Source organism: Kribbella hippodromi (assembly GCF_039531045.1).
Classification (GTDB): domain Bacteria; phylum Actinomycetota; class Actinomycetes; order Propionibacteriales; family Kribbellaceae; genus Kribbella; species Kribbella hippodromi.
In genome coordinates, this window is the sequence record NZ_BAAAPH010000002.1 from 124,259 (window position 1) to 146,185 (window position 21,927).

The window sequence follows — 21,927 nt, forward strand, 5'->3', positions numbered from 1 at the left end:
CCATGGGTCGGTGAGCGTTGTCGGGTGAGCGAGTCGGAATGATGCCGGCGAATGACGGAGGTCGAGGCGAATGCTGTACCTGTTCCTGAGACGGTTCCTGGTCGCGCCACTGGTCAAGCTGTTCTTCCGGCCGAAGGTGACCGGCGTGGAGCACGTGCCGACCGAGGGTCCGGCACTGCTGGTCAGCAACCACCTGGCCTTCTCGGACTCGATCTTCCTGCCGGTCTCGGTGCCACGGCAGATCGTCTTCCCGGCCAAGTCGGAGTACTTCACCGCGCCCGGCCTGAAGGGCAAGCTGGTCGCCACCTTCTTCCGCTCGGTCGGCCAGATCCCGATCGACCGCTCCGGCGGCCGCGCCTCGCTGGCCGCGCTGAACACCGGCCTCGGCATCCTCGAGCAGGGCGGCCTGTTCGGGATCTACCCGGAGGGCACCCGCTCGCCCGACGGCCGGCTGTACAAGGGCAAGACCGGCGTCGCCCGGATGGCGATCGTGGCCGGTGTGCCGGTGATCCCGGTGGCGATGATCGACACCGAGAAGCTGCAGCCGCCGGGCCGGATCTGGCCGAAGTGGTTCTACCGCGAGAAGGGCCGGCTGCTGCCGCGCCTGATCCGTCCGGGTGTGGCGTTCGGCACGCCGATGGACTTCTCCCGGTACGAGGGCATGGAGCGCGACCGGTTCGTCCTCCGCTCGGTCACCGACGAGATCATGTACGCGCTGATGGACCTGTCCGGCCAGGAGTACGTCGACATGTACGCGGACAAGGCCAAGGAGCTGATCAAGGCCGGCGAGTCGGTCGACGAGCACCTCCGCCTCGGCGACACGAAGGCCAGCTGACCGCTCCCGCCATGGACGGCGACCTGAACGTACTCGGCGGGCCGTTGGAGGAGTGCGGCACCGACCCGGTCACCGGTTTCTACCGCGACGGCTGCTGCACCACCGGCCCCGAGGACCTCGGCAGCCACACGGTCTGCGCGGTCGTCACCGCCGAGTTCCTGACCCATCAGGCGTCGGTCGGAAACGACCTGATCACGCCCCGCCCCGAGTACGGCTTCCCCGGCCTGGAGCCCGGCGACCGCTGGTGCGTGGTGGCAGCCCGCTGGCTCCAGTCCTACCGCGCCGGCGCCGCGGCCCCCGTCGTACTCGCGGCCACCCACGTACGCTCCCTCGAAACCGTCCCCCTCGGCGTCCTCCGCAACCACGCCGTCGACGTACCCCCTGACCCAGGCTCACTCACCTGAGACGATCACGGTCTGTTGGGCGGGTTCGCCTAGAGTTGGGGCATGCAATTTGCGACGTTGACGACCGGTGATGTGCCTGGGGTTCCGACTCTTGACGAGTTGCGGGCGCTGAAGCCGCTGCAGCAGCCGGAATGGCCGGACTCGGCCGTGCTCGATCAGGTGATCGGTGAGCTTCGGACGCTGCCGCCGCTGGTGTTCGCCGGTGAGTGCGACGACCTGACCACCAAGATCGGGGCGGTCGCCCGCGGTGAGGCGTTCATCCTGCAGGGCGGTGACTGCGCCGAGACGTTCGCCGGCGTGACCGCGGAGAACATCCGCGCCAAACTCCGGGTGCTGCTGCAGATGTCGGTCGTGCTCCAGTACGCCGCGAGCGTGCCGGTGGTCAAGATCGGGCGGATCGCGGGCCAGTACGCGAAACCGCGGTCGTCCGGCGAGGAGACTCGCGACGGCGTGACGCTGCCGTCGTACCGGGGTGACGCCGTGAACGGCTTCGACTTCACCCCCGAGTCGCGGATCCCGGACCCGCAGCGCCTGCGCGGCGTGTACAACGCTGCCGCCGCGACGCTGAACCTGACCCGCGCGTTCACCACCGGTGGGTACGCGGACCTGCACCAGGTGCACGCCTGGAACACCGACTTCGTGAAGTCCTCGCCGGTCGGCCGCCGGTACGAGCAGCTGGCGTCCGAGATCGAGCGCGCGCTCGCCTTCATGCGGGCCTGCGGCGCGACCTCCGACGAGTTCCGGACCGTCGACTTCTACGCGTCCCACGAGGCGCTGATCCTGGAGTACGAGCACGCGCTGACCCGGATCGACTCGCGCACCGAACAGCCGTACAACGTCTCCGGCCACCTGCTCTGGGTGGGGGAGCGGACCCGGCAACTGGACGGTGCGCACGTCGAGTTCCTGTCCTCGCTGTCGAACCCGCTCGGCGTGAAGATCGGCCCGACCACCACGCCCGAGTACATCCGCGAGCTGATCGACAAGCTGAACCCGAAGGGCATCGAGGGCCGCCTGACTTTCATCACCCGGATGGGCGCCGGCAAGATCCGGTCCGCGCTGCCGCCGCTGCTGGAGGCGGTCCGCGACCACGGCTCGCCGATCGCCTGGGTGTGCGACCCGATGCACGGCAACACGTACGAGACGCCGAACGGGTACAAGACCCGCAACTTCGACGACGTGATGGACGAGGTGCAGGGCTTCTTCGACGCGCACGAACAGGTCGGGACGTGGCCGGGCGGCGTACACATGGAGCTCACTGGCGACGACGTCACCGAGTGCCTCGGCGGCGGCGAGGAGCTGGTCGCGGAGGACCTGGTGAACCGGTACGAGACCGCCTGCGACCCGCGGCTGAACCGGCATCAGTCGCTCGAGCTGGCGTTCCTGGTGGCTGAGCGGCTGCGGGGCGCGCAGGCATGACCGGCGTTATCGATTTGCGGTCGGACACCGTCACGCGGCCGTCGGCGGGGATGCTGGCGGCGATGACGTCCGCGCCGCTCGGCGACGATGTGTACGGCGAGGACCCGACCGTCAATGCTCTTGAAGAGCAGGTCGCCGGCCTGCTCGGGCACGAAGCGGGTCTGTTCACGGTGACCGGTTCGCTGGCGAACATCCTCGGCGTACGCGCCCTGGTCCCGCGCGGCGGCGAGGTGCTGTGCGAGGCGAGCGCCCACATCGTCCGCGCCGAGCTCGGCTCGCATGCGGCGGCCAGCGGCGTCACCACGCGTACGTGGAGCGCGCCGGCGGGGCAGATCGATCTCGAACAGGTCCGTACGCTGATCGCACCGGACCTGGGGCCGTACTTCGTACAGACCTCGGCTGTTTCGGTCGAGAACACGCACAACTTCGGCGGCGGGTCGATCCAGCACGGGTACGACGCGCTCGCCGACGAGCTCAACGCGCGCGGTCTGCCGCTGCATCTGGACGGCGCTCGGCTGTGGAACGCCGCGGTGGCCACCGGGCGTACGGCGGCGTCCTATGCGTCTCGGGCGGCGGCCGCGAGTGTTTGTCTCTCGAAGGGCTTGGGCGCGCCGGTCGGGTCGGTCTTGGTTGGTTCCGCGGAGCTCATCCGGGAGGCTCGGGTTTGGCGGAAGCGGTTGGGTGCTGGGTGGCGGCAGGCCGGGGTGCTGGCTGCGGCTGGTCTTTATGCGTTGGAGCACAACATCGAGCGGTTGGCTGAGGATCATGCGAATGCTCGCGTGATCGCCTTGGTGCTTGCTGACGCGGCGCCGGGGTCGGTGAAGCCGGATCAGGTCGATACGAACATCGTGGTCGCGGACCTCGCTGGTACCGGGAAGTCGGTGGCGCAGGTGGTTGAGGCTGCTCGCGACAGTGGGGTGCTGGTTGGCGGGGTCGGGGCGACGCAGCTTCGGGTGGTGACGCACCTCGACGCGTCGGCGGCCGACTGCCGTACGGCCGCGGAAACGCTGGCCCGGATCATCGCCGGCTGACCTCGCCGGGATAGGGTGCTGCTGTTCGGGTCGGAGCGTTCGGGGAGAGCCGTGCGAGAGATCGTCGTGTTCAGCGGAAGTGCCCACACCGAGTTGGCGGAGCAGATCTGTAGTGATCTCGGCGTCCCGCTCTCACCGGTGGAAATCCATCGTTTCAGCAACGACTGCCTGCAAGTGCAACTCCAGACGAACTGCCGGCAACGAGACGTGTACATCGTGCAACCGCTCGTACCGCCGACGCAGGAACACCTGATGGAGCTCCTGCTGATGATCGACGCCGCTCGTGGCGCCTCGGCCGCGCAGATCACCGCCGTCATCCCGCACTACGCGTATGCACGCTCCGACAAGAAGGACGCGTCCCGGATCTCGATCGGGGGCCGTCTGGTCGCGGACATGCTCACGACCGCCGGTGCCAATCGCGTCCTCACGATGGCGTTGCACGCGCCCCAAGTACATGGCTTCTTTTCCGTACCCGTCGACCACCTGACGGCCATCGGCGTACTCGCCGACCACTTCCGCGGGCGTGACCTCTCCGACACGGTCGTGGTCAGCCCCGACCTCGGCAACGCGAAAACCGCCACCCAGTTCGCCCGCTTGCTCGGGGTGCCGGTCGCCGCCGGCAGCAAGCAACGTCTCGCCGACGACCGAGTGGTCATCGACGCGATCGTCGGCGAGGTCGCCGGCCGGCGCGCCATCATCCTCGACGACGAGATCGCCACCGGCGGTTCCATCATCGAACTCCTCGACCGCCTCAAGGACCGCGGCTGCACCCAGGCCGCCGTCGCCTGCACCCACGGCCTGTTCGCCGGCCCCGCCGTCGACCGCCTCCGCACCCACCCCTCCGTCACCGAAGTCATCAGCACCGACACCGTCCCCCGCCCCACCGGCTTCCCCGAACTCCAGGTCACCTCAGTCTCCGGCCTGTTCGCCCAAGCCATCAAACGAATCCACGACGGCGAATCAGTCAGCAGCCTCTTCGACGGCGTTGACCCAACCCACGCCCCACCCCAACCCAAACTGCCGTTCTAACTCGACGCGTACGGTGCCCCCACGCGTGCTTCGCGGGCGCTCCGTCGCTGTGCTCCTCCCGCACCCGCTCCGGGCGCTCCCACCTACCCCCGGCTCAGCGCCGGCACGTCCCTCCCGGGCTCTCGCCGGACAGTCGGCACTTAGCGCGCCTCGTACGCCACCCGCACCGTCCGTGACCACGTGGACTGCACTGATCCACTCCTGCTCGGAAGAACGCCCGCGTACACGGCCCACGTACTCAGGCACCCACGTGTGCCTCCGCGGGCACTCCGTCGCTGCGCTCCTCCCGCGCTTCTCCCGCACCTGCTCCGCACGCTCCCACCCGCCCCGGCTTAGCGCCGGCACATCCTCCTGGGCTCTCGCCGGACAGTCGGCGCTTAGCGCGCCTAGTACGCAAACCGAACCGCCTGCGAACGAACGGACTGCGCCCACACTCCGCTGACCTGCCGGCCCAAACCGGTCCACGGCGACCAGACCGGCTGACGTGCGAGGGGTTCTCCACCGCTCTTGAGGGTTCTCCGTCGGTGTGCGGGTGGAGAACCCTCAACACCAGTGGAGAACCGGCCGACCCGCTCCTCGCGGGCAGCATCGCGGCAGTGCGTCCGGGCGTGGGGTACCGGAGAATGTTTCGCGCGCGACAGCCTCGGAAGCGCCGGATGGCCGGTAGTGCGGTGTGGGCTGCCGTCTGCATGCTTGTGCTGCCGTTGGGCATTGCCGTCACGGTGCTCGATCAGCAAGAGGACAGCCGGCTGGCCGACGGCCCCGTCGTACCGGGGGTGGTTGTCGATGAGCCGGTTCCGATCGTCGACCGAGGCCAGCCTCTCCGCGTGGCCTTCACAACCTCGCGAGGTCAACGCGTCGAGCTGAACATCGAGAAGTACCTCGAACCACGCCGTCGCAAAGGCCAGAGCATCAACATCCAGTACGCGTACGCCGGCAGTGAGGTACTGGCCCGCGAGGCCGGCTGGCAACCGGACTTCTGGAGCCGGTACTTCATCCTCTGCCTCGGAATCGCCGGCGCCCTGGCCGGGACATCGATCCTCATTATCAGCGTCCGTCGGACCGTCCCGGCGACCTGAGGTCTACCGCCAGGGCCAAGTGCATTGGTCGCGGATCCCGTGTCAGTGTGTTCGCCATGACCACCCAAGATGGCCCAGACTGGTACGCGGTCCGCTGCGTCATCCGAGGCGACAAGTCCAGCGAGCTCACGGCGTACGAGGAACGCATCACCTTGTGGCAGGCGCGCTCATTGGATCACGCGATCGAACGTGCCGAGGCAGAAGCCCGTGAATACGCGATGGCCGTCACCGGCTCGCCGAACAGCTATCTGGGTCTCGCCCAGGCGTACCACCTGGCTGACGCACCTGGAGACGGTGCCGAGGTCTTTTCCCTGATCCGCCAAAGCAAGCACAAAGCCCAGAAGTACTTGGACCGCTTCTTCGACACCGGCACCGAACATCAGCAACGCGCCTGACTCAGTACGGCTGCGGCTACTTGAGGTCGACTGTCCATGGGCCGCTGCGTAGGACCTTGAAGTCGGCGCCGGGTTTTGCGTGTGGGCTGTCTGCTGCCACGGAGTACTCCGTGTACAGCTGGTATGCGCCAGGCTTCAGTGGTGGTCCGCTGCCTTCGGTTGTGGTGGGAGTGCAGCGCCGCAGCGGAACCGGTACGGCCAGCGTCTTGCTCTGACCCGGCGCTAGCGTCAGCGCAAGCGCGTCGTCTGTGATTGCACTAGTGGTGGCGACCACTGCACCGTCCTGTACGACAACAAGCCGCACCGTACTCGCAGTAGCTCCCGCCAAGCTCTGGTTCGAGCTGTTGGTGAGTGTGGCGCGCACCCGGCCGTACTCATCAGCGGCGCCCTCAGGCCTGGCGATCTCCTGCCGGTCGATCGTGACCCGCAGCGGTGACTCAACCGGATGATCTCCCACCAGCTCAGCTCCGCACCGATGCGGAAACGGCACCGGAGCCACGACAGCAGGCGAGCCGGTAACAGCCGGCGGACCACCGGCAACAGCCGGCTCCGGCCCGTCCGGTCGCACCACCCAAGCAGCACCCACTCCAACCACAGCGACGACTACCGCCACCCCACCAGCCAGCAAGACACTGGAACGCTTCCGGCGTCGCCGAATGAGGTCTACGAGCTCGTCCTCGTCAACCTCGACAGAGCCGCTCCCGTCGGCTCCTGCCTTCCGCAGCAGGTCTCGCAGCTCGTCATCACTCATCGGGCACCCTCTTCAGTCATACCGAGCTGATCGGCCAGTCTGGCCCGTGCATCCGCCAGGTGACGCTTCACGGTGCCTTCCGCACAGTTGAGTTGCTCGGCGATCTCGCTGACGGTCAGGTCTTCGTAGTACCGCAGGGTGATGCACGCACGCTGCTTCGGGGACAGCCCGCTCAGTGCCCTTCGTACCTGATCAGCCACGACCACCTGATCGCTGTCGTCGCGCACTGGTTCCACCAGCAGATGACGCGTCGCGTTCCACCGCTTGAGTCGCCGGCTGCCGTCGACGTGGTGATTGAGCATGGCCCGCCGGACGTACGCCTCCAACTGCGCGATGTCCGCGCCGATCCGCCGGCGCCCGAAGACTCGAGTGAGCGCCTCCTGCAACAGATCACTCGCCGCGGCCGCATCCCCGGTCAGCACGTAGGCGTAGCTCCGCAGCGCACTCCCACGCGCAGCCAGCAACTCGCGAAACGCGCGCTCCCAGTCCGCCACAGCACCACCGTCCATTCCCTGTCACCACCCAGACGAACAACCAGACCGCAACGTTGGGGGCCGCCACCAGAATTCTTTCCGGCGGCGGCCCCCATCCTTGCTAGTCGGTTGTCAGCCTTCGCAGCAGGCGCGGTGCAGCCATTCGGGTTCGTGCCACCAGTGGTTGGGGGTGGTGGCGTGGGCTTGGGAGCGGGTCAGGGGTTGGGGAGCGTTGGCGGTTCGGAGGGCGGCGGTGCGTTGGGTGGTGTGGGTGTACGGGGCGAGCAGTGCGTCGACGGAATGTAGATTGCCGACAATCATCACCTGCTGGACGGCGGCGGCTGCGCGAATGTCTGCAAGTGGATCGCCGACAATGAAGGACAGGTCGGCCTGGGCGCCGGGGCGTACGACGCCGAGCTTGTCTTCCAGGCGGAGCCACTTGGCGGGGTTGTGGGTCGCGGTGGTGAGGGCCTCGTACGGGGTGAAACCGCCCGCGACCATCGAGCGGAGGTTGGCGTGCAGCGAGATCGCCATGTTGTCGAGAGGTGTGTCGGTGCCCGCGATGACGAGGCCGCCGCCGCGGTGGATGCGGAGGACCATGTCGACGTTGCCGCGGAGGAGTTCGCGGGTGGTGACGCCGGCCGGTCCTTTCGCGGTCTCGACCTCGCCGATCAGGTAGTCGTACTCCCAGGACGGATAGAGCGTGGTCGTACGGCGGTCCGTCAGCAAGCTCGGATCGTCGACATGCGCCATCGTCGAGTTGAACAACGTCGGCGTCACGGACAGCCCCGCCTGGGTGAAGAGCGTGACCACGTCCGCGTACGCGCGTCCCAATCGGCTGACGGTGTGCGAGTACCCGAGGCGGTTCGTTGCGCCGGTGTGCTCCATGCCGTCCATGCCGAGGTGCTCGGCGGGGTAGAGGTAATGCGATGACAGTTGCAGCCCGAGCCGATGGACGTACGCGATCGCGCGCCGCTGGTACTCGATCGGCAGGCGTACGTAGGTTTTCACCAGGTCGTACGCGAGTCCTTGGACGCGATCGAGTTCCAGCGCGAGCTGCTGTACGGAAAGGGTTGGGCGCATGAAGTTGTAGTACACGCGGGATCCGTCGATTGCCTCGCCGGTCGCGAAGTACCTCGGTCCTCTCAGCGCCCCGCTGGCGAGTGCTTCGCGGGTTTCCTGCATTTGGTACACCGGGTCGCCTGGTGATCGCGTCGACGTGATTCCGTACGCCAGCCAGAGATTTCCCTGGCGTGCGCCCCACGCGCGGCCGCGCAGATGCCAGTGGTTGTGGGCGTCGATCAGGCCCGGCATCACGGTCAGCTTCGACGCGTCGATGTCGGCTGCGCCGTGACGGCCGTTGTGGTCGCGTACGGCGGCGATCCGCGCACCGTCGATGACGATGTCGACGTCGCGGCGCAGTGTGGTGGAGCGGCCGTCCCAGAGCGCGCCGGCGTGGATCGTGACGTGTTGCTTGATCGTTGCGCGCCGGTACTGCAGATCGAGTTTGACGGTTGCCGGGCGGCCGCCGGTGATTGTTGTCCTGCGCAACGTTCCGTTGTGCAGGTAGAGCAGGGTGCGGTTGTCCTGCCAGACGGGCGAGTCCGTGACCTCCTTGGTGATCGCGCGTGGTTCGGCGGTGAAGCGGCCGCGGGCGTCGACGGGTACGACGTACAGCAGGCTCTCGACGACGAAGGCCAGGTGCTTGCCATCGGGGGAGAACACCGGGCCGTCGTCGCCGCGCGTGGCGAGTGAACGGAAGGGCATCGGCTCGACGTACTCGAGCGCGGCGGTGGCGACGTCGACGTACAGGAGCTGGCTGGTGCCTTCGCGGAAGCGCTTTGAGAACGGTTTGACTGCTGCGAGTACGAGGGTCTTGCCGTCGCGCGACCAGCTGACTCGGCCGGGTTGGAAGAGCGTCGGCGTGATTTGGCGGACCTGGCCGGAGTTGAGATCGAGGATCCAGGCGATGCCGTCCTGATCCTGGTACGCGATCCGCTTGCCGTCCGGCGCGAAACGCGGCGCGGTCTGAGCGCCGGGGAGGCCGGAAAGTTTGCTGTTCTTGCCGGTCGCGAGGTCGTGCAGCCAGAGGTCGGCAGTGCCGTCGCGATCGCTTGCGTACAGCAACGTCTTGCCGTCGGGGGAGAAGTCCGGATCGGAATTGAAGTAGCCGTCGGCAACTAGTTTGCGTGGGGTGGTCCTGCCGTCGGTGGGGGCCAGCCAGATCGCGTTCAATGCGCGGAACGCGAGCCAACGTCCGTCCGGGGACGCGGTCGGACTGGCAATCCCGCGAACGGGTCGCTTGGCGGTCGACTCGAGGTCCGGACTCTTCGCCCGAGGCCGCTTCGACGTCACCGGCACGACCGCCGCAAACGGTACGACGGTAGGTCCAGCCGTGAGGTGATGGTGGTGGATTGTGCCGTCGGCGGAGTAGAAGATGCCGGCTGCGGAGGACCAGGAGGGGGGTACGGCGAAGACGTCCTGGTCGATTGTCAATTGTTTATTGTCAACAATCAGCGCGCAAGCTGGTCCGGTCAGGCGGACGTACGCGAGTTTGCCGGCGGGGGAGTAGGCCGGGCCGAAGAGGGTGATGCCGGTCTTGGCGGGTACCAGCGTGGTGCGGGTGCCGGAGGCCAGGTCCAGTTCGACGATCGAACTCGTGTCGACGGTGAAGGCGATCTTCCGGCCGTCGGGGGAGGCGGTTGGCTCGGCCTCCTCGCTGGCGTCGTCGGTGAGTTTGGTGATGGTGCCGGTCGCTAGGTCGAGGCGGTGGATGCCGTAGCTGCCGTTTCCACCACGGTCGGACGAGAAGACGATCGACCGTCCGTCGGGCGTGACGTGCGGCTCGCGGTGGTCGTACCGGCCGGTGGTCAACTGTCGCAGGCCGCTGCCGTCTGGCCGGATTGTCCACAAATGGAAGTTGCCGTCGCGGTAGGACTGGAAGACGATCGAGCGCCCGTCCGGCGACCAGCGCGGGCGGGTCGCGTCTTGCAGGTCGTCGGTGAGGCGACGGGCCGTACCGCCGGCGGCTGGTAGTACCCAGATCGCGGTCACCAGGTCGAGGGCCAGCCAGTTCCCGTCCGGAGAGACGGACACCATGAAGTTGGTGCCTTCCCGGAGCACTGCTTGGTTCTCGCGGACGTCGGTGGCGGGGGTGCGATGCTGGTCCGGGGCGGCTTCGGTGGCGAGTGCCGGCAGTTCCCCGGCACCGACGGCTCCAACCGCCGCGACTCCACCGGAAAGCTGCAACGCCCGCCGCCGGGAAATCCCCCAGGACCCCGGCCGCTCAATCACCCCATCATCCAACTCACCCACCTGGCCGCTCGGCTCGCCCATCTGGCCGCTCAGCTCACCTACCCGGCTGCTCGCCTCACTTACCTGGCGGGTCGGCTCACCTGCCTGGCTGCTCGACTCACTGAGCTTCGCAACTACCTGGTCGGTGGCCGGGGGCTTGGTGGTGTTGCTGGTTTGGTTGTGGGGCTGGTCGACTGGCTGCTCGGCCGGGTGGGCGGTCATGTGGTCGGTCATGTCGTCGGTCACAGCGTGGCTCCAGTCCCTCGGGGGCGGGTGGGATGTGGCTGAATGTGCCAGGAGTGTTCGGGTAGCACGATCCTGACCGGCGTACGTGGCGCCCAACGGCCGCTACCGTGCGCCGAACGGTGGGCGTCTATCGTCTGCGGCATGCAATCTCTGTCTCCACGGGCGCGGGCGCTCGGCGCGGCTGTGCTCTGTCTGGTGATCGCTGTCGGCGCCGGTCTCGCGGTGGACAGCCGGCTCGACCGGCACTGGATACTGCGCGGGGTGACGGCAGTACTCGCACTGTGCTGCGCGGCGCTGCTGCTCAGCGACCAGACGCGCCGGCTTCGGCAGATCGTGACGCTTGTCGGGCTGGCGATGTTCGGGCTGGTCATTCCGCTGACCCAGACGCAGTGGTCGAAACCGCCGGAGATCGAGTTCGCGCTGCAGGTCGCTACCGATGCGAAGAGCGCGGCGGAGAAGGCGGCCGCGAGCAATGTGACCGTGGATCAGGTGAAGACGGCTGCTGAGGCGCGTGGGGGAGCTGTTGGGTCGCTTCCTACCGAGAAGAGCCCGCAGGTACGAGGCGCGACCGCGTACCCGCTGATCGTCCGCGCAAAACAGGACCAGGGCCGCCCGTGGGCCTGCATCACCTTCACCGGCCTGAAAGCCAAGGTCACCGCCTGCTAGTCAATCCACCCAAGGCAGTACAACCCCTAGCCGGTCCCGCAGGAGGCGGCCCCCGCCCGTCGCCCGAGTTCCTGTGGTATCAGCGTGCCGCAGGGAGATGGTGCGTGCGGGTGCCGTGGGTGGGAGTGAGGGCGGTGGGTGGGAGTGAGGGCGGTGGGTGAGGGGCGGGGGTGCGGGTGAGGGGTGCGGGTGAGGGGCGGGGGTGCGGGTGAGGGGTGCGGGTGAGGCGCGGTGGGTGCGGTTGTGGGTGGGTGGCCTACTTGTCGTTGGCGGCTAGTTCGGTGGCTCGGTCCAGGGGGTTCCAGGTGATGGGGTGGTTGTTCAGTTGGGCCTCGACTACCTCCAGGCCGGCTTGCCAGCCGGCGGCGGCTGGGTTGGCGATGGTGGGGTCGGTCAGGACGTTGGTGAAGACCAGCCGGCTGCCCTCGGGCGTGCCGGTGATTTCCCAGCTGAGGAGTTCGCCGGACCATTCGTACTCGAGGATGGTGGGTGGTTCGTGACGCAGCATCCGGCCGTTCGGTTTGCGGGACGGATCGGGGATCATCCCGTACCGGCGCTGTTGTTCGGCTGTCACCCCGAAGTGCAGCTCGCTGCCGGCGGGGCGGTTCAGGTCGACGACCGCCGGGAACCAGACGGACAGCTGTGATGGGTCCGTGATCGCCGCCCACACCTTCTCCGGTGGGTGCGGCAGCAACCGGACGAACCTGATCGCCGTGCGCCCGTCCTCGGTCTCGAACACCGTGCCACGTTTGTCCATACCCACAATATAACCAGCAAGGCATATAAAGGGTCAACGATCCCAGTTGCTGGGCAATCGATTTCTTAGCGGACCTGGTCGGTCTTAAGGTCCCGGGTATGACTCTTGGGAATCTGACCGGCATCAGCGCGCTCGCCGACGTCGAGTCGCGCTCCATCAGTGCGGAGAATCCGACCGGCGAGCCCGGTCAGGGTGCGCGGCGGACCGAGGGGACCGGCGCGCACGCGGCCCGGGACCTCGGTCAGGGCTGGAAGGTCTCGCCGTCGATCGAGATCGGGCCAGGGGAGACCGCGACGCTCGCCGACATCGCCGGGTCCGGCTGCATCACGCACATCTGGCTGACCACGCACGTCGACCACTGGCGGCGCCTGGTGTTCCGCGGGTACTGGGACGGTGACGCGGCGCCGGCGATCGAGACACCGGTGGGTGACTTCTTCTGCTCCGGCTGGGGCCGGTTCGCGCAGGTGAACTCGCTACCGGTCGCGGTGAACCCGATCGGCGGCTTCAACTGCTACTGGGAGATGCCGTTCCAGTCGCAGGCGCAGCTGACCATCGAGAACACCCACGACGAGCCGGTGGTGGTGTACTTCCAGGTGGACTACTGGCTCGGTGCAGTACCGGACAAGTCGGCGTACTTGCATGCGCAGTGGCGACGGAGCAACCCACTTCAGTCGGCCACCGTGCACACGCTGCTGGACGGAGTAGAAGGACCAGGGCACTACGTAGGCACGTACATCGCCTGGGGCGTCAACAGCTCCGGCTGGTGGGGTGAGGGCGAGGTCAAGTTCTACGTGGACAGTGACGACGAGTTCCCGACCATCTGCGGTACCGGAACCGAGGATTAAAGTCGGATCGTAGCCATGTCGTTCTGTGAGCCAAGGAGTTGGTCTTGTGAGTTGTCTTCCTAAGACCGCTTGGCCTCCGACTTGCCGCAAGTGATCCGGCCGGATGGGCAGTACCAGAGCCAGCAACGGTTCGGCATGTACCGCTTCCATCTCCCAGACCCGATCCGGTTCAAGGAGAAGCTGCGGGTCGACGTACAGGCGCTGGGCTGGCGTTCTGGTGGTCGCTACCTGCCCCTCCAGGACGACATCGCCTCCACTGCGTTCTTCTACTCGGGTAAGACGAGTACGGCACGCCCGGACGCGCCAGTGCATGACGTAATGGAGATCTGCTGACTAGGGGATAGGCAGCGGGTTCTGGAGAGCCGAGTCGGCGAGAACAACAAGCGCCGCAGTCCACGCGAGTGGTGCCTCGCCGGCCGGCTCCAGGTCCCGGTTGACCTTCTCAGGCAGTGCACCGGTGCTCGTGCGGTGCTTGTCGAGCCAGGACAGCAGCGTGTCGGCTGTAGCCCGGTCACCACGTGCTGCGGCACTCAGTGCGAACAGAGCGGTCTGCGGAGTCCACGACACCCCGTCCGCCCGCCATACCTCTCCTGGGGTCACACCGCCGTTTGGTTGCGTCAGTACGGCATGCGCGTCGTCAATCGCTGTTGTGACAACCGGACGGGCCGGAGCGAACGGCGGGCCTAGCACTGTGACGATCGCGTCCGCGCCACCGTTCAGACCAAGCGGCTCCACACCCGGTGCCACGAAGCTGGTCGCCACTGGTGGTGTCCTCGGGTAGTCCGGTCCGAACACCCGGTCTGTTGCTTTGGACAAGGTCTCGGCGGCAGCGCGCCAACGTACGGCCTCTGCGGGATGCTGTTGGTCAGTGGCGATCCGGACTGCTGCTCGTAGGCCAGTCAGCAACGGTGCGACCGTACCCAGCGTCACCTGTGTCTCAGGGCGCTCCCAGTAGTCGGACGATGCACCAGGCAGGCCGTTCGGCCCGAGCTCGTTGACTATCTGATCGGCTGACTCGCGTACGAGATCCCAGTACTTACCGCCCGCGTGACAGAACCAGGTGGCCCACAGCACCCAACCGGAGCCGTCCAGCTGCTTGGGACGCCCGTCGTTGACCCGGCCACCTGTCTCCGTGTACCGCGCCTCCCACCGCCCGCTGGTAGGCCGGACGCTCTCCAGGAACGACAGCACCCGCAGCGCCTCGTCGTACTGGCCGATCGCGCAACGGGCGACCGCTACGAACGAGGCGTCCCGCGGCCACACGTACCGCCACGGACCGTCCCAGCCGGCCAGAGTGGCGCCGTTGGGCAGGGTGAGTCCGTCCAGGTCGGCCAGTGCGTGCCGGTACAGGTCGTCGTACTTGGGGTCGCTGCTGCTCAGCGACGAGTCACCGCTGCGCGCCACCATGCCGGGGATGCCGTCCGCGACCAGCCGGGGTTGCGGGTTGCGGACCAGGTTGTTGATCGTGCCGACGGCCAGGATCGCGAGCAGCACGGCAATCACGACCGGCGGGTACCACCGGTCGCGCCGCCGGGTGTTGTCCCGCATCGGACCCTCCTACTGCGCCAGGTGCTGCACTTCGGCCTCGAACTTACGCCGTGGCGCCAGCTCGACCAGGTACATCGCCGATACGACAAGCGCGCCGCCGACCAGCATCCGCCAGGTCAGGCTGTCCGAGCCGAACAGCACGGCGAACGCCGACGCGAACACCGGTTCCATTGTCATCGCGATCGCCGCGCGGGTCGGCGTCAGGTGCGCCTGCGCCCAGGTCTGGACGATCAGTGCGAGCGCGCCGGCGATCAGTGCCATGTACACGACACTGACCCAGTCGCCGCCGGTGCTCGGCATCGAGAACCCGCCCGGCAGCGCACCGATCGCACAAACACAGGTGATCACGATCATCTGCAGCGCCGACAGACCGAACGCGTTCCGGGACGTCGACCAGGCGCCCAGGCCGATGATGTGCAGCGCGTACAGGCCGGCGGAGGCGAGCGTCAGCAGCTCACCGGTGCCGAGGCTCAGGCCCTGGAGGGACAGGACGCCGAGGCCGGTCGTGGCGAGGATCACAGCCAGCCAGGCCCAGCGGCCGATCCGGTGCCGCAGGATCACCGCGGCGAGCAGTGGGGTGAGGACGACGTACATGCCGGTGATGAAGCCGGAGACGCTCGCCGAGGTGTGCCGCAGGCCCTCGGTCTGGACCAGCTGGGCGACGCCGTAGGTGATGCCGAGCACCACCGCGCGGCCGCGGTCCAGGCGGCTCAGCCGGGCGATCGACGGCGGATGGACGAGGATCAGCGCGACCGACGCGATCAGGAATCGCAACGCCAGGTAGTCGGCGACGTCCATCCTGGTGAGCAGGTCCTTGGTCAGGAAGAACGTCGAACCCCACGCGGCCGCGACCGACAGCAGGGCGACGACGGCGATCCGCGGGTGGTTCACGCCGCACATCTCATCAGACGCCTTGAACACAAGGCAAAACGTGACCTAAAGGACAGTGATCACGATCGTCGTACCCGGCTTGACCTTCTGGCCGGCGCCGGGGTTCTGGGCGGCGACGATGTTCAGGCCGAGGTTGAACGGGGCCTTCTCGACCCGCACCTGGAAACCGGCGTCGCCGAGGATCTTCTGCGCGTCCGCGGTGGTCTTCCGCTTCACGTCCGGTACCGCGACCAGCGGCGGGCCGAGCGAGACGACCAGCGAGACCTTGTCCTTGGCGAACAGGGTGCCGTTGTTCGGGGTCTGGCTGATCACGTCGCCCTCGGCGACCTTGTCGTCGTACTGCTGACTGCGGCTGACGACGAAGCCGAGCTTCTTCAGCGCCTTGTTCGCGTCCCGGTACGACTTGCCGGTGAAGTCGGGTACGCCGATCGGCCGCTTGCCCTTGCTGACCGCGAAGTTCACCGCGGTACCCGGCTTGACCACGGTGTTGAACTTCGGGCTGATCGCGATCACCCGGCCCTGCGGCACAGTCTCGTTGTACTGCTGGGTGATCTGCCCGGTGACCAGCTTGATCGGAGACAGTGCTTGCTGCGCGGCATCGAGCTGCAGGCCGACGAGCTGCGGTACGCGGTAGCGCTCCGGCCCCTTCGACACGGTCAGTCCGATGTCGCCGTTCTTCCGGATCCGGTCGCCCGCCGCCGGGTCGGTCCGGATGACCTTGCCAAGGGGTACGTCCTCGGAGTAGTCCTGGTTGTCCAGAGTGGTGTGGAGACCGGCCTTCCCGGCGTCAGCGGCTGCTACGGCCGGTGTCATGTTCACCAGGTTCGGCGTGGTCGTGTAGCGGTGAATGCCGTAGTACCAGGCTGCTGTACCGATAGCGATCGCCGCGGCGAGGATGATGATCAGTGCGATCGGTCCACGCGACCTGCGGCGTACCGGTGGTGCTGTCTGCTTCGGCGGCGGCCCCATTTGCCCCGTGTGCGCAGTGTGCGCCGGTGCTCCGGTAGGACGTCCCTGCTCAACCGGTACGATGATGGTGTCGTGGCGGAGAGGCCCTTGTTCTGTGGAGACGCCGCGCGTGTAGCCGTCGTCGTACCCGCTGTCCTGCCGGATCTGCTGGATCGGCACAGTGAGATCGCCCGTGAGCTCCGGGTCGTCCGGTAGTCCCTCGTCGAGCGCACTGCGCACCCGGTGGACCTGTCGGCTGAACACTCGCGCGTCTGTTGGCCGCAGGTCGCGGTCACGGGCAGTGGCGCGTTGCACGAGTGCATCGACGTACGGCGGGATGCCTGGCTGCTCCAGCGACGGTGCAGGTACATCGGCGTGCACATGGGCGTACGCGACCTGGATCGGGGTGTCACCGGAGTGCGGCTTGTTACCGGTGAGCATTTCGTACAGGAGGATGCCCGCTGAGTACACGTCCGATCGGGCGTCGGCGCTGCCGTCGGTGACCAGTTCCGGCGCCAGGTACGACACTGTGCCCATCAGGAGCCCCTGGGTGGCGGTGTTGCCGCTCGCACTGACCGCACGGGCCAGACCGAAGTCGGCGACCTTCACCTCACCCTTGGTCGAGATCAGGACGTTCTCGGGCTTGATGTCGCGGTGCACGATGCCGGCGTCGTGCGCGGCCGACAGTGCGGACAGCACTGGTGACAGCAGGTCCAGCGCGCGGGCGGGGGAGAGCGGTGCCTCCTCGCGGATCACGTCCCGCAGCGTGCGGCCGGGTACATACTCCATCGCCAGGAACAGCGTGCCGTTGTCGTCGCCCTGGTCGAAGACCGCGACCACGTTCGGGTTCGACAAGCGGGCGGCGGCGCGGGCCTCGGCCACGAACCGGCGGGTGAACTGAGCGTCGTCACCGAGCCCGTCGTGCATCACCTTGACCGCGACGGTCCGGTCCAGCCGCATGTCCAGCGCCTGGTAGACGGTGGCCATCCCGCCCTTGGCGACGCGTGGGCCAACGCGGTACCGACCGTCGAGCACGCGCCCGACGAGGCGGTCGCTGACCTGCGTGTCCACGTCGTCCGTCACTTGCGGTGAGCCGCCTCTCCCCAAACCGTCTGCTCAGAGAGTGTAGATAACGTCTCAGCCCACCCGCGCCAGGCTCACCGCAGGGGGTCCCAACCCCGTTCCAGTTGAGCCTTGATGCGGAGGATGTTTTTGACGTACAGCTTGGTGTCGGCGTACATGCCGTTCTTCTTCACGCCGCCGAGGCCCTGGTAGTAGCCGGCGACGGCGATGTCCAGCTTGGCGGCGCCGGTGAGGCGACTGAGCAGGACGACTCCGGCGGTGACGTTGTCAGCCGGCTTCAGTAGATCCAGGTCGCGGCCGACGATCTGGGACGCGAACTTGCCGGTCGACGGGATCACCTGCATCGCGCCGACCGCGTTCGCGGGGGAGACGACGCGCTGTTTCCAGCCGGACTCCTGCCAGCTGACCGCGAGCGCGAGCTCCGGATCGACTCCGTAGCGCTTGGAAGTGGTGACGATGAGTGACCGCATGTGTGCGCGGGTCGGCAGCTTGCGCTTCTTCAGGATCGCCCGGTTCCGGTTCGCCTGGGCGACCACATGATCGGCGTACGTACGCCCCGCGAACGTGTTGTCGGTCCGCGCCTTCGGCCGGATCTTCACCGGGACCTGCAGCGGCTTGCCGGCGTAGATGTGGTCGCCTGGCTTGAGTGCGTTGGCGGCGAGCAGATTGGCCTGCGAGCACTTGAACCGCTTCGCGATCCCGGAAATCGTGTCGCCGGACTTCACCACGTACGTCACCCGGCCGAGCTGGGACCGTTTGGCCGGCTGCGCGGGTTTGGCCGCGGTTCCGGGGGTGGGCACCTTGAGCAGCTCGCCGGCGTAGATCGCGTTGCCGTTGCCCGGCAGGTTGTTCAGCGCCACCAGTCGGCGGACCGACGTGCCGTACTGGTCGGCGATGTGGCTCAGGGTGTCACCCTGTTTGACCTTGTAGGCACCGAAACCCGGTGCGCCGGCCGTGATCACGGCCGCGGCGAGAACCGGTACTGCGAGTCCGCTGAGGACTCGTAAGACGTTGCGCATGGCATCCAACTCCCCGTGTGAACGTCCACTGACCGTATGTGCTGTTACTGATGTGACAACAGGGGTGGATGGGGTGAGTGTTACGCCTGTAACTCAATGTTTACAATTCAAGGCTGAACTACATCGTTGTCGTTCACAAGGATTCCGGTTGCCGACGGCAACTGTGAGTCAGTGCTCGAAGCGGCCGGCGAGGAACGGTTTGGCGAGCTCCGGCACAGTTCCGGTACGGATCGTGTCGGCGATCACCTGTGCGGTGACGGGTGTCAGCAGCACGCCGTTCCGGTAGTGACCGGTTGCCCAGAGCAACCGATCCAGACCGGACGGGCCGAGCACCGGCGCGTTGTCCGGAGTGGCCGGTCGAAGGCCCGCGATGGTCTCCACCAGCTCCAGCTCGTCGGTGATCGGCAGTACGGTCCGTGCGTCGCGCAACAGGGCAAAGGCGCCCCCGGCAAGCACTCTGGTGTCGTAGCCGAGCTCACTGGTGGTTGCGCCGACGACGAGCTCACCGCCTGGTCGTGGGACCAGATAGACCGAGAAGCCACGGGCTGTTGCGCGGACAGTGTGTTGCAGCGCGGGCCGGTACGCCTCGGGGACACGCAGCCGTAGCAGCTCGCCCTTGACCGGCCGGACTGGTGGACGGAGCTCTTCTGGTACGCCGTCCAACTGCGATGACCACGGTCCGGCCGCGACTACGACCTGATCGGCGTGCACAGTGTCGCCGTTGTCGAGTAGGACGCCGACGGCCGTCGTACCGGTAGTGAGTACACGAGTAACGCGCCGCCGTAGTAGCAGTACGCCGGAGCGGTCGACAGCTTCGAGGAGCGTGGTCACTGCCTGTCTGTTGTCGACGGAGTGATCACCTGGAACCCATACGCCGCCTGACACACCAGTAGCGAGTAGCGGCTCGCGGCGGCGGGCGTCGCGACCGGACAGCTCTTCTACCTCGAGTCCGAGGCGCCGCTGGTACTCCGCGAGCCGGCGTAGTGCGGCCGCGTCATCTACGTCGTACGCGACCGCCAGCGTACCGGTCTGGTGCAGTCCGGCGGGCAGTCCGGTGAACTCCTCGAGCTCCGCGGCGAACGTCGGCCACGCGTTGACTGACGCCAGGTTCAGCGCGAGTAGGTCGTCCTCGCCGAACTCCACCTCAGTGACCGGCGCCAGCATCCCCGCTGCGACATTGGAAGTCTGCGCTCCGGGTGTGGGATCGCACACCGTCACCCGCACACCGTCCGCAGCAAGCCGCCAGGCAACCGAAAGCCCGATCAGCCCGGCGCCGACAACCACTACATCGGATGTGTGCTCAGGCATGCCGTCAGCCTACTTCTGGCCGAGCATGGCAGGCTTTGGGGTGTGAGCGACCACACCGACCGTTTGGCTGATGCCCGCCTTTACCTGTGTACCGACGCGCGCGAGAAGCAGGGTGACCTCGAACAGTTCCTGGACACCGCGCTGGCTGGTGGCGTGGACATCGTGCAGCTCCGGCAGAAGGACATGGAGGCTGCCGACGAGCTGGCCGCACTGGAGGTGTTCGCGGACAGCTGTAAGCGGCACGGGAAGCTGCTCGCGGTGAACGACCGCGCTGACATCGCTTTCGCGGCCGGAGCGGACGTACTGCACCTGGGTCAGCGTGATCTGCCGGTACACGCCGCCCGGGCGATCATCGGACCGGAGCCGATCGTCGGACGGTCGACGCACACCTTCAGCCAGGTGAACGCGGCTGTGGACGAGCAGGGGTCGGACTACTTCTGCGTCGGACCGACCTGGGAGACACCCACCAAGCCAGGCCGCAAGGCCGCCGGTCTGGAGCTGGTGTCGTACGCAGCCAGCCGAACTCAGTCGAAGCCGTGGTTCGCGATCGGTGGGATCGACCTGGAGCGGCTGGACGACGTACTGGAAGCCGGTGCGACCCGAGTGGTGGTGGTCCGCGCGATCACCGCTGCGGACGACCCGGGCGCGGCGGCCGCGGAGTTCGCCCGGCGGCTGCGGGAGGCCGGGTGATCAACAACCCGAAGGCCGCGCGGATCGTCGCGGTCGTGGTGATCGCGATGCTGGTGATCACCTTGGCGGCCTCGCTGTTCGGCTGCTCCGCCGGCCCGAAGACCACCTCGGACACCGATCCGGAGAGTGGACTGAAGGTCGTTGCGGTGAAGGACCTGCCGAAGGAGGCACAGTCCACGCTGAAGCTGATCGACCAGGGCGGCCCGTACCCGTACAGCCGGGACGGTGTGGTGTTCGGCAACCTGGAGAAGATCCTGCCGAAGCACGACCGCGGGTACTACCACGAGTACACCGTGCCGACACCGGGATCGAAGGACCGTGGTGCCCGGCGAATCGTCACGGGCAACGGTGGGCAGCGCTACTACACGGACGACCACTACAAGTCGTTCCGACGGATCGCGGACAACGGGGGAGCCTCATGACGGACCTGCGGACGCTGCTGACGGAGGGCCTGCGCCCTGGGGTGTACCGCTGGCCGTCCAAGGCCGCAGTGGACGGTGTACGGCGGGACGCGACCGCTGCGGGTTTTGGCTTCGTACTACTGGACACCGCCGAGATCCACGACAAGACAGGGTTCCTGGACCTCTGCGCTACCGCGTTCGACCTGCCCCGCTGGTTCGGCCGGAACTGGGACGCACTGGCCGACTCACTGAGCGACCGGTCGACAGGTGCGCCCGAGGTCGTACTGTGGACCGGCCTGCCGAACCTGCTCGAGCACGACCACGACACTGTCGACGTAGCCCTGCAGATCTTCGCCGAGGACACCACGAACTCCGGTCAGCTCCGGGTGCTCATCCGCGAACAGGCCGGTGCGCGGACGCCTGACCTGCTCAGCTCACTGCCGGTGCTGTAGCAGCTCGGCCAGCTTCTCCAGGTCCGTGGCGAACAGCAGGTTGTGGCCGCGGTTGCTCTCCCGCACCCAGTCGGCCAGCGGCGTACTCCGCGCGACCCGCTCCGTGATGTCACCGACGACCGCGAGACCCATCCGGTAGTCGACGAACTTCTGCGTGATCGCACCGGCCCGGCCGGTCCGCAGCTCGAAGAACTCGTCGCCCAGCTGCTCCGGCGTGAACGCGATCCACTCGGCCTGATGCCCGTAGTACGCGTCGACGATCACCTGAACGACCTCGCGCTCGTCGTGGAGCGGCGCCTCGCTCACGTGGACCTGTCGTCCGGCCAGCATCACCATGTACCTCAAATTACCCTAAACATCCCTATT

Annotated in this window: 21 protein-coding genes; 11 read left to right on the top strand and 10 right to left on the bottom strand. The window is 67.3% G+C overall.

Going from position 1 to position 21,927, the window contains the following annotated elements; all coding sequences use genetic code 11:
• Positions 1 to 70: 70 nt before the first annotated feature.
• From ABD260_RS03335 to ABD260_RS03365, 7 genes are all read left to right on the top strand, one after another.
• Positions 71 to 835: a lysophospholipid acyltransferase family protein gene (locus ABD260_RS03335; protein WP_344231806.1), complete on the top strand. Its 765-nt coding sequence runs from the start codon at positions 71 to 73 to the stop codon at positions 833 to 835.
• Positions 836 to 846: 11 nt separating this feature from the next.
• Positions 847 to 1,239, top strand: coding sequence for a DUF2237 family protein (locus ABD260_RS03340; protein WP_344231807.1), 393 nt, complete (start codon positions 847 to 849; stop codon positions 1,237 to 1,239).
• Positions 1,240 to 1,281: 42 nt separating this feature from the next.
• Entirely contained in the window at positions 1,282 to 2,655 is a 1,374-nt protein-coding gene (locus tag ABD260_RS03345; protein WP_344231808.1) for a class II 3-deoxy-7-phosphoheptulonate synthase, read from the top strand.
• A complete protein-coding gene (locus ABD260_RS03350; RefSeq protein WP_344231809.1) occupies positions 2,652 to 3,686 on the top strand; it encodes a threonine aldolase family protein in 1,035 nt (344 codons plus the stop codon). Before ABD260_RS03345 ends, ABD260_RS03350 begins: the two co-directional genes overlap by 4 nt.
• Positions 3,687 to 3,737: 51 nt before the next feature.
• Entirely contained in the window at positions 3,738 to 4,715 is a 978-nt protein-coding gene (locus ABD260_RS03355; RefSeq protein ID WP_344231810.1) for a ribose-phosphate diphosphokinase, read from the top strand.
• Between the two features lie 656 nt (positions 4,716 to 5,371).
• Positions 5,372 to 5,794, top strand: a complete 423-nt coding sequence (locus tag ABD260_RS03360; RefSeq protein ID WP_344231811.1) for a hypothetical protein — start codon at positions 5,372 to 5,374, stop codon at positions 5,792 to 5,794.
• A 56-nt stretch (positions 5,795 to 5,850) separates the two neighbouring features.
• Positions 5,851 to 6,189: a hypothetical protein gene (locus ABD260_RS03365; protein WP_344231812.1), complete on the top strand. Its 339-nt coding sequence runs from the start codon at positions 5,851 to 5,853 to the stop codon at positions 6,187 to 6,189.
• A 16-nt stretch (positions 6,190 to 6,205) separates the two neighbouring features.
• Here the strand turns inward: ABD260_RS03365 and ABD260_RS03370 are convergent, their stop codons facing one another.
• The 3 genes from ABD260_RS03370 to ABD260_RS03380 all read right to left on the bottom strand — a co-directional run bounded on the left by ABD260_RS03370 (position 6,206) and on the right by ABD260_RS03380 (position 10,953).
• A complete protein-coding gene (locus tag ABD260_RS03370) occupies positions 6,206 to 6,940 on the bottom strand; it encodes a hypothetical protein (protein ID WP_344231813.1) in 735 nt (244 codons plus the stop codon).
• The gene (locus ABD260_RS03375; protein WP_344231814.1) at positions 6,937 to 7,449 is read right to left on the bottom strand and encodes a sigma-70 family RNA polymerase sigma factor; all 513 of its coding nucleotides are present in this window, start codon (positions 7,447 to 7,449) and stop codon (positions 6,937 to 6,939) included. The genes ABD260_RS03370 and ABD260_RS03375 overlap by 4 nt, the downstream gene beginning before the upstream one ends.
• 96 nt (positions 7,450 to 7,545) lie before the next feature.
• On the bottom strand, positions 7,546 to 10,953 hold the full coding sequence (locus ABD260_RS03380) for a DPP IV N-terminal domain-containing protein (protein WP_344231815.1): 3,408 nt from the start codon (positions 10,951 to 10,953) through the stop codon (positions 7,546 to 7,548).
• 141 nt (positions 10,954 to 11,094) lie between these two features.
• Between ABD260_RS03380 and ABD260_RS03385 the strand changes: the two genes are divergently transcribed.
• A complete protein-coding gene (locus ABD260_RS03385; protein ID WP_344231816.1) occupies positions 11,095 to 11,619 on the top strand; it encodes a hypothetical protein in 525 nt (174 codons plus the stop codon).
• A gap of 256 nt (positions 11,620 to 11,875) precedes the next feature.
• Here ABD260_RS03385 and ABD260_RS03390 read toward each other — a convergent pair whose 3' ends face one another.
• From ABD260_RS03390 to thiO, 6 genes are all read right to left on the bottom strand, one after another.
• On the bottom strand, positions 11,876 to 12,376 hold the full coding sequence (locus ABD260_RS03390) for an SRPBCC family protein (RefSeq protein WP_344231817.1): 501 nt from the start codon (positions 12,374 to 12,376) through the stop codon (positions 11,876 to 11,878).
• 1,178 nt (positions 12,377 to 13,554) lie between these two features.
• Complete coding sequence (locus ABD260_RS03400; RefSeq protein WP_344231818.1) at positions 13,555 to 14,769, bottom strand: glycoside hydrolase family 15 protein; 1,215 nt, start codon at positions 14,767 to 14,769, stop codon at positions 13,555 to 13,557.
• A gap of 9 nt (positions 14,770 to 14,778) precedes the next feature.
• Positions 14,779 to 15,690 (bottom strand): DMT family transporter, encoded by a 912-nt coding sequence (locus ABD260_RS03405; RefSeq protein WP_344231819.1) that lies wholly within the window; start codon positions 15,688 to 15,690, stop codon positions 14,779 to 14,781.
• A gap of 15 nt (positions 15,691 to 15,705) precedes the next feature.
• Positions 15,706 to 17,691: a Stk1 family PASTA domain-containing Ser/Thr kinase gene (gene pknB / locus ABD260_RS03410; RefSeq protein ID WP_344231820.1), complete on the bottom strand. Its 1,986-nt coding sequence runs from the start codon at positions 17,689 to 17,691 to the stop codon at positions 15,706 to 15,708.
• A gap of 74 nt (positions 17,692 to 17,765) precedes the next feature.
• Positions 17,766 to 18,710, bottom strand: coding sequence for a LysM peptidoglycan-binding domain-containing protein (locus tag ABD260_RS03415; RefSeq protein WP_344231821.1), 945 nt, complete (start codon positions 18,708 to 18,710; stop codon positions 17,766 to 17,768).
• A 168-nt stretch (positions 18,711 to 18,878) separates the two neighbouring features.
• On the bottom strand, positions 18,879 to 20,018 hold the full coding sequence (gene thiO / locus ABD260_RS03420) for a glycine oxidase ThiO (RefSeq protein ID WP_344231822.1): 1,140 nt from the start codon (positions 20,016 to 20,018) through the stop codon (positions 18,879 to 18,881).
• Positions 20,019 to 20,060: 42 nt separating this feature from the next.
• On the opposite strand from thiO, the gene thiE reads away from it, so the two are divergent.
• Genes thiE through ABD260_RS03435 form a run of 3 tightly spaced genes read left to right on the top strand, consistent with a single transcriptional unit; the run spans position 20,061 to position 21,561 of the window.
• Positions 20,061 to 20,708, top strand: a complete 648-nt coding sequence (thiE, locus tag ABD260_RS03425) for a thiamine phosphate synthase (protein ID WP_344231823.1) — start codon at positions 20,061 to 20,063, stop codon at positions 20,706 to 20,708.
• Complete coding sequence (locus ABD260_RS03430; protein WP_344231824.1) at positions 20,705 to 21,130, top strand: guanyl-specific ribonuclease; 426 nt, start codon at positions 20,705 to 20,707, stop codon at positions 21,128 to 21,130. The genes thiE and ABD260_RS03430 overlap by 4 nt, the downstream gene beginning before the upstream one ends.
• Positions 21,127 to 21,561, top strand: a complete 435-nt coding sequence (locus tag ABD260_RS03435; RefSeq protein ID WP_184833792.1) for a barstar family protein — start codon at positions 21,127 to 21,129, stop codon at positions 21,559 to 21,561. Before ABD260_RS03430 ends, ABD260_RS03435 begins: the two co-directional genes overlap by 4 nt.
• Here ABD260_RS03435 and ABD260_RS03440 read toward each other — a convergent pair.
• Positions 21,544 to 21,897, bottom strand: coding sequence for a DUF4180 domain-containing protein (locus ABD260_RS03440; protein ID WP_344231825.1), 354 nt, complete (start codon positions 21,895 to 21,897; stop codon positions 21,544 to 21,546). The two genes, ABD260_RS03435 and ABD260_RS03440, sit on opposite strands and share 18 nt — an antisense overlap.
• Positions 21,898 to 21,927: the final 30 nt, after the last annotated feature.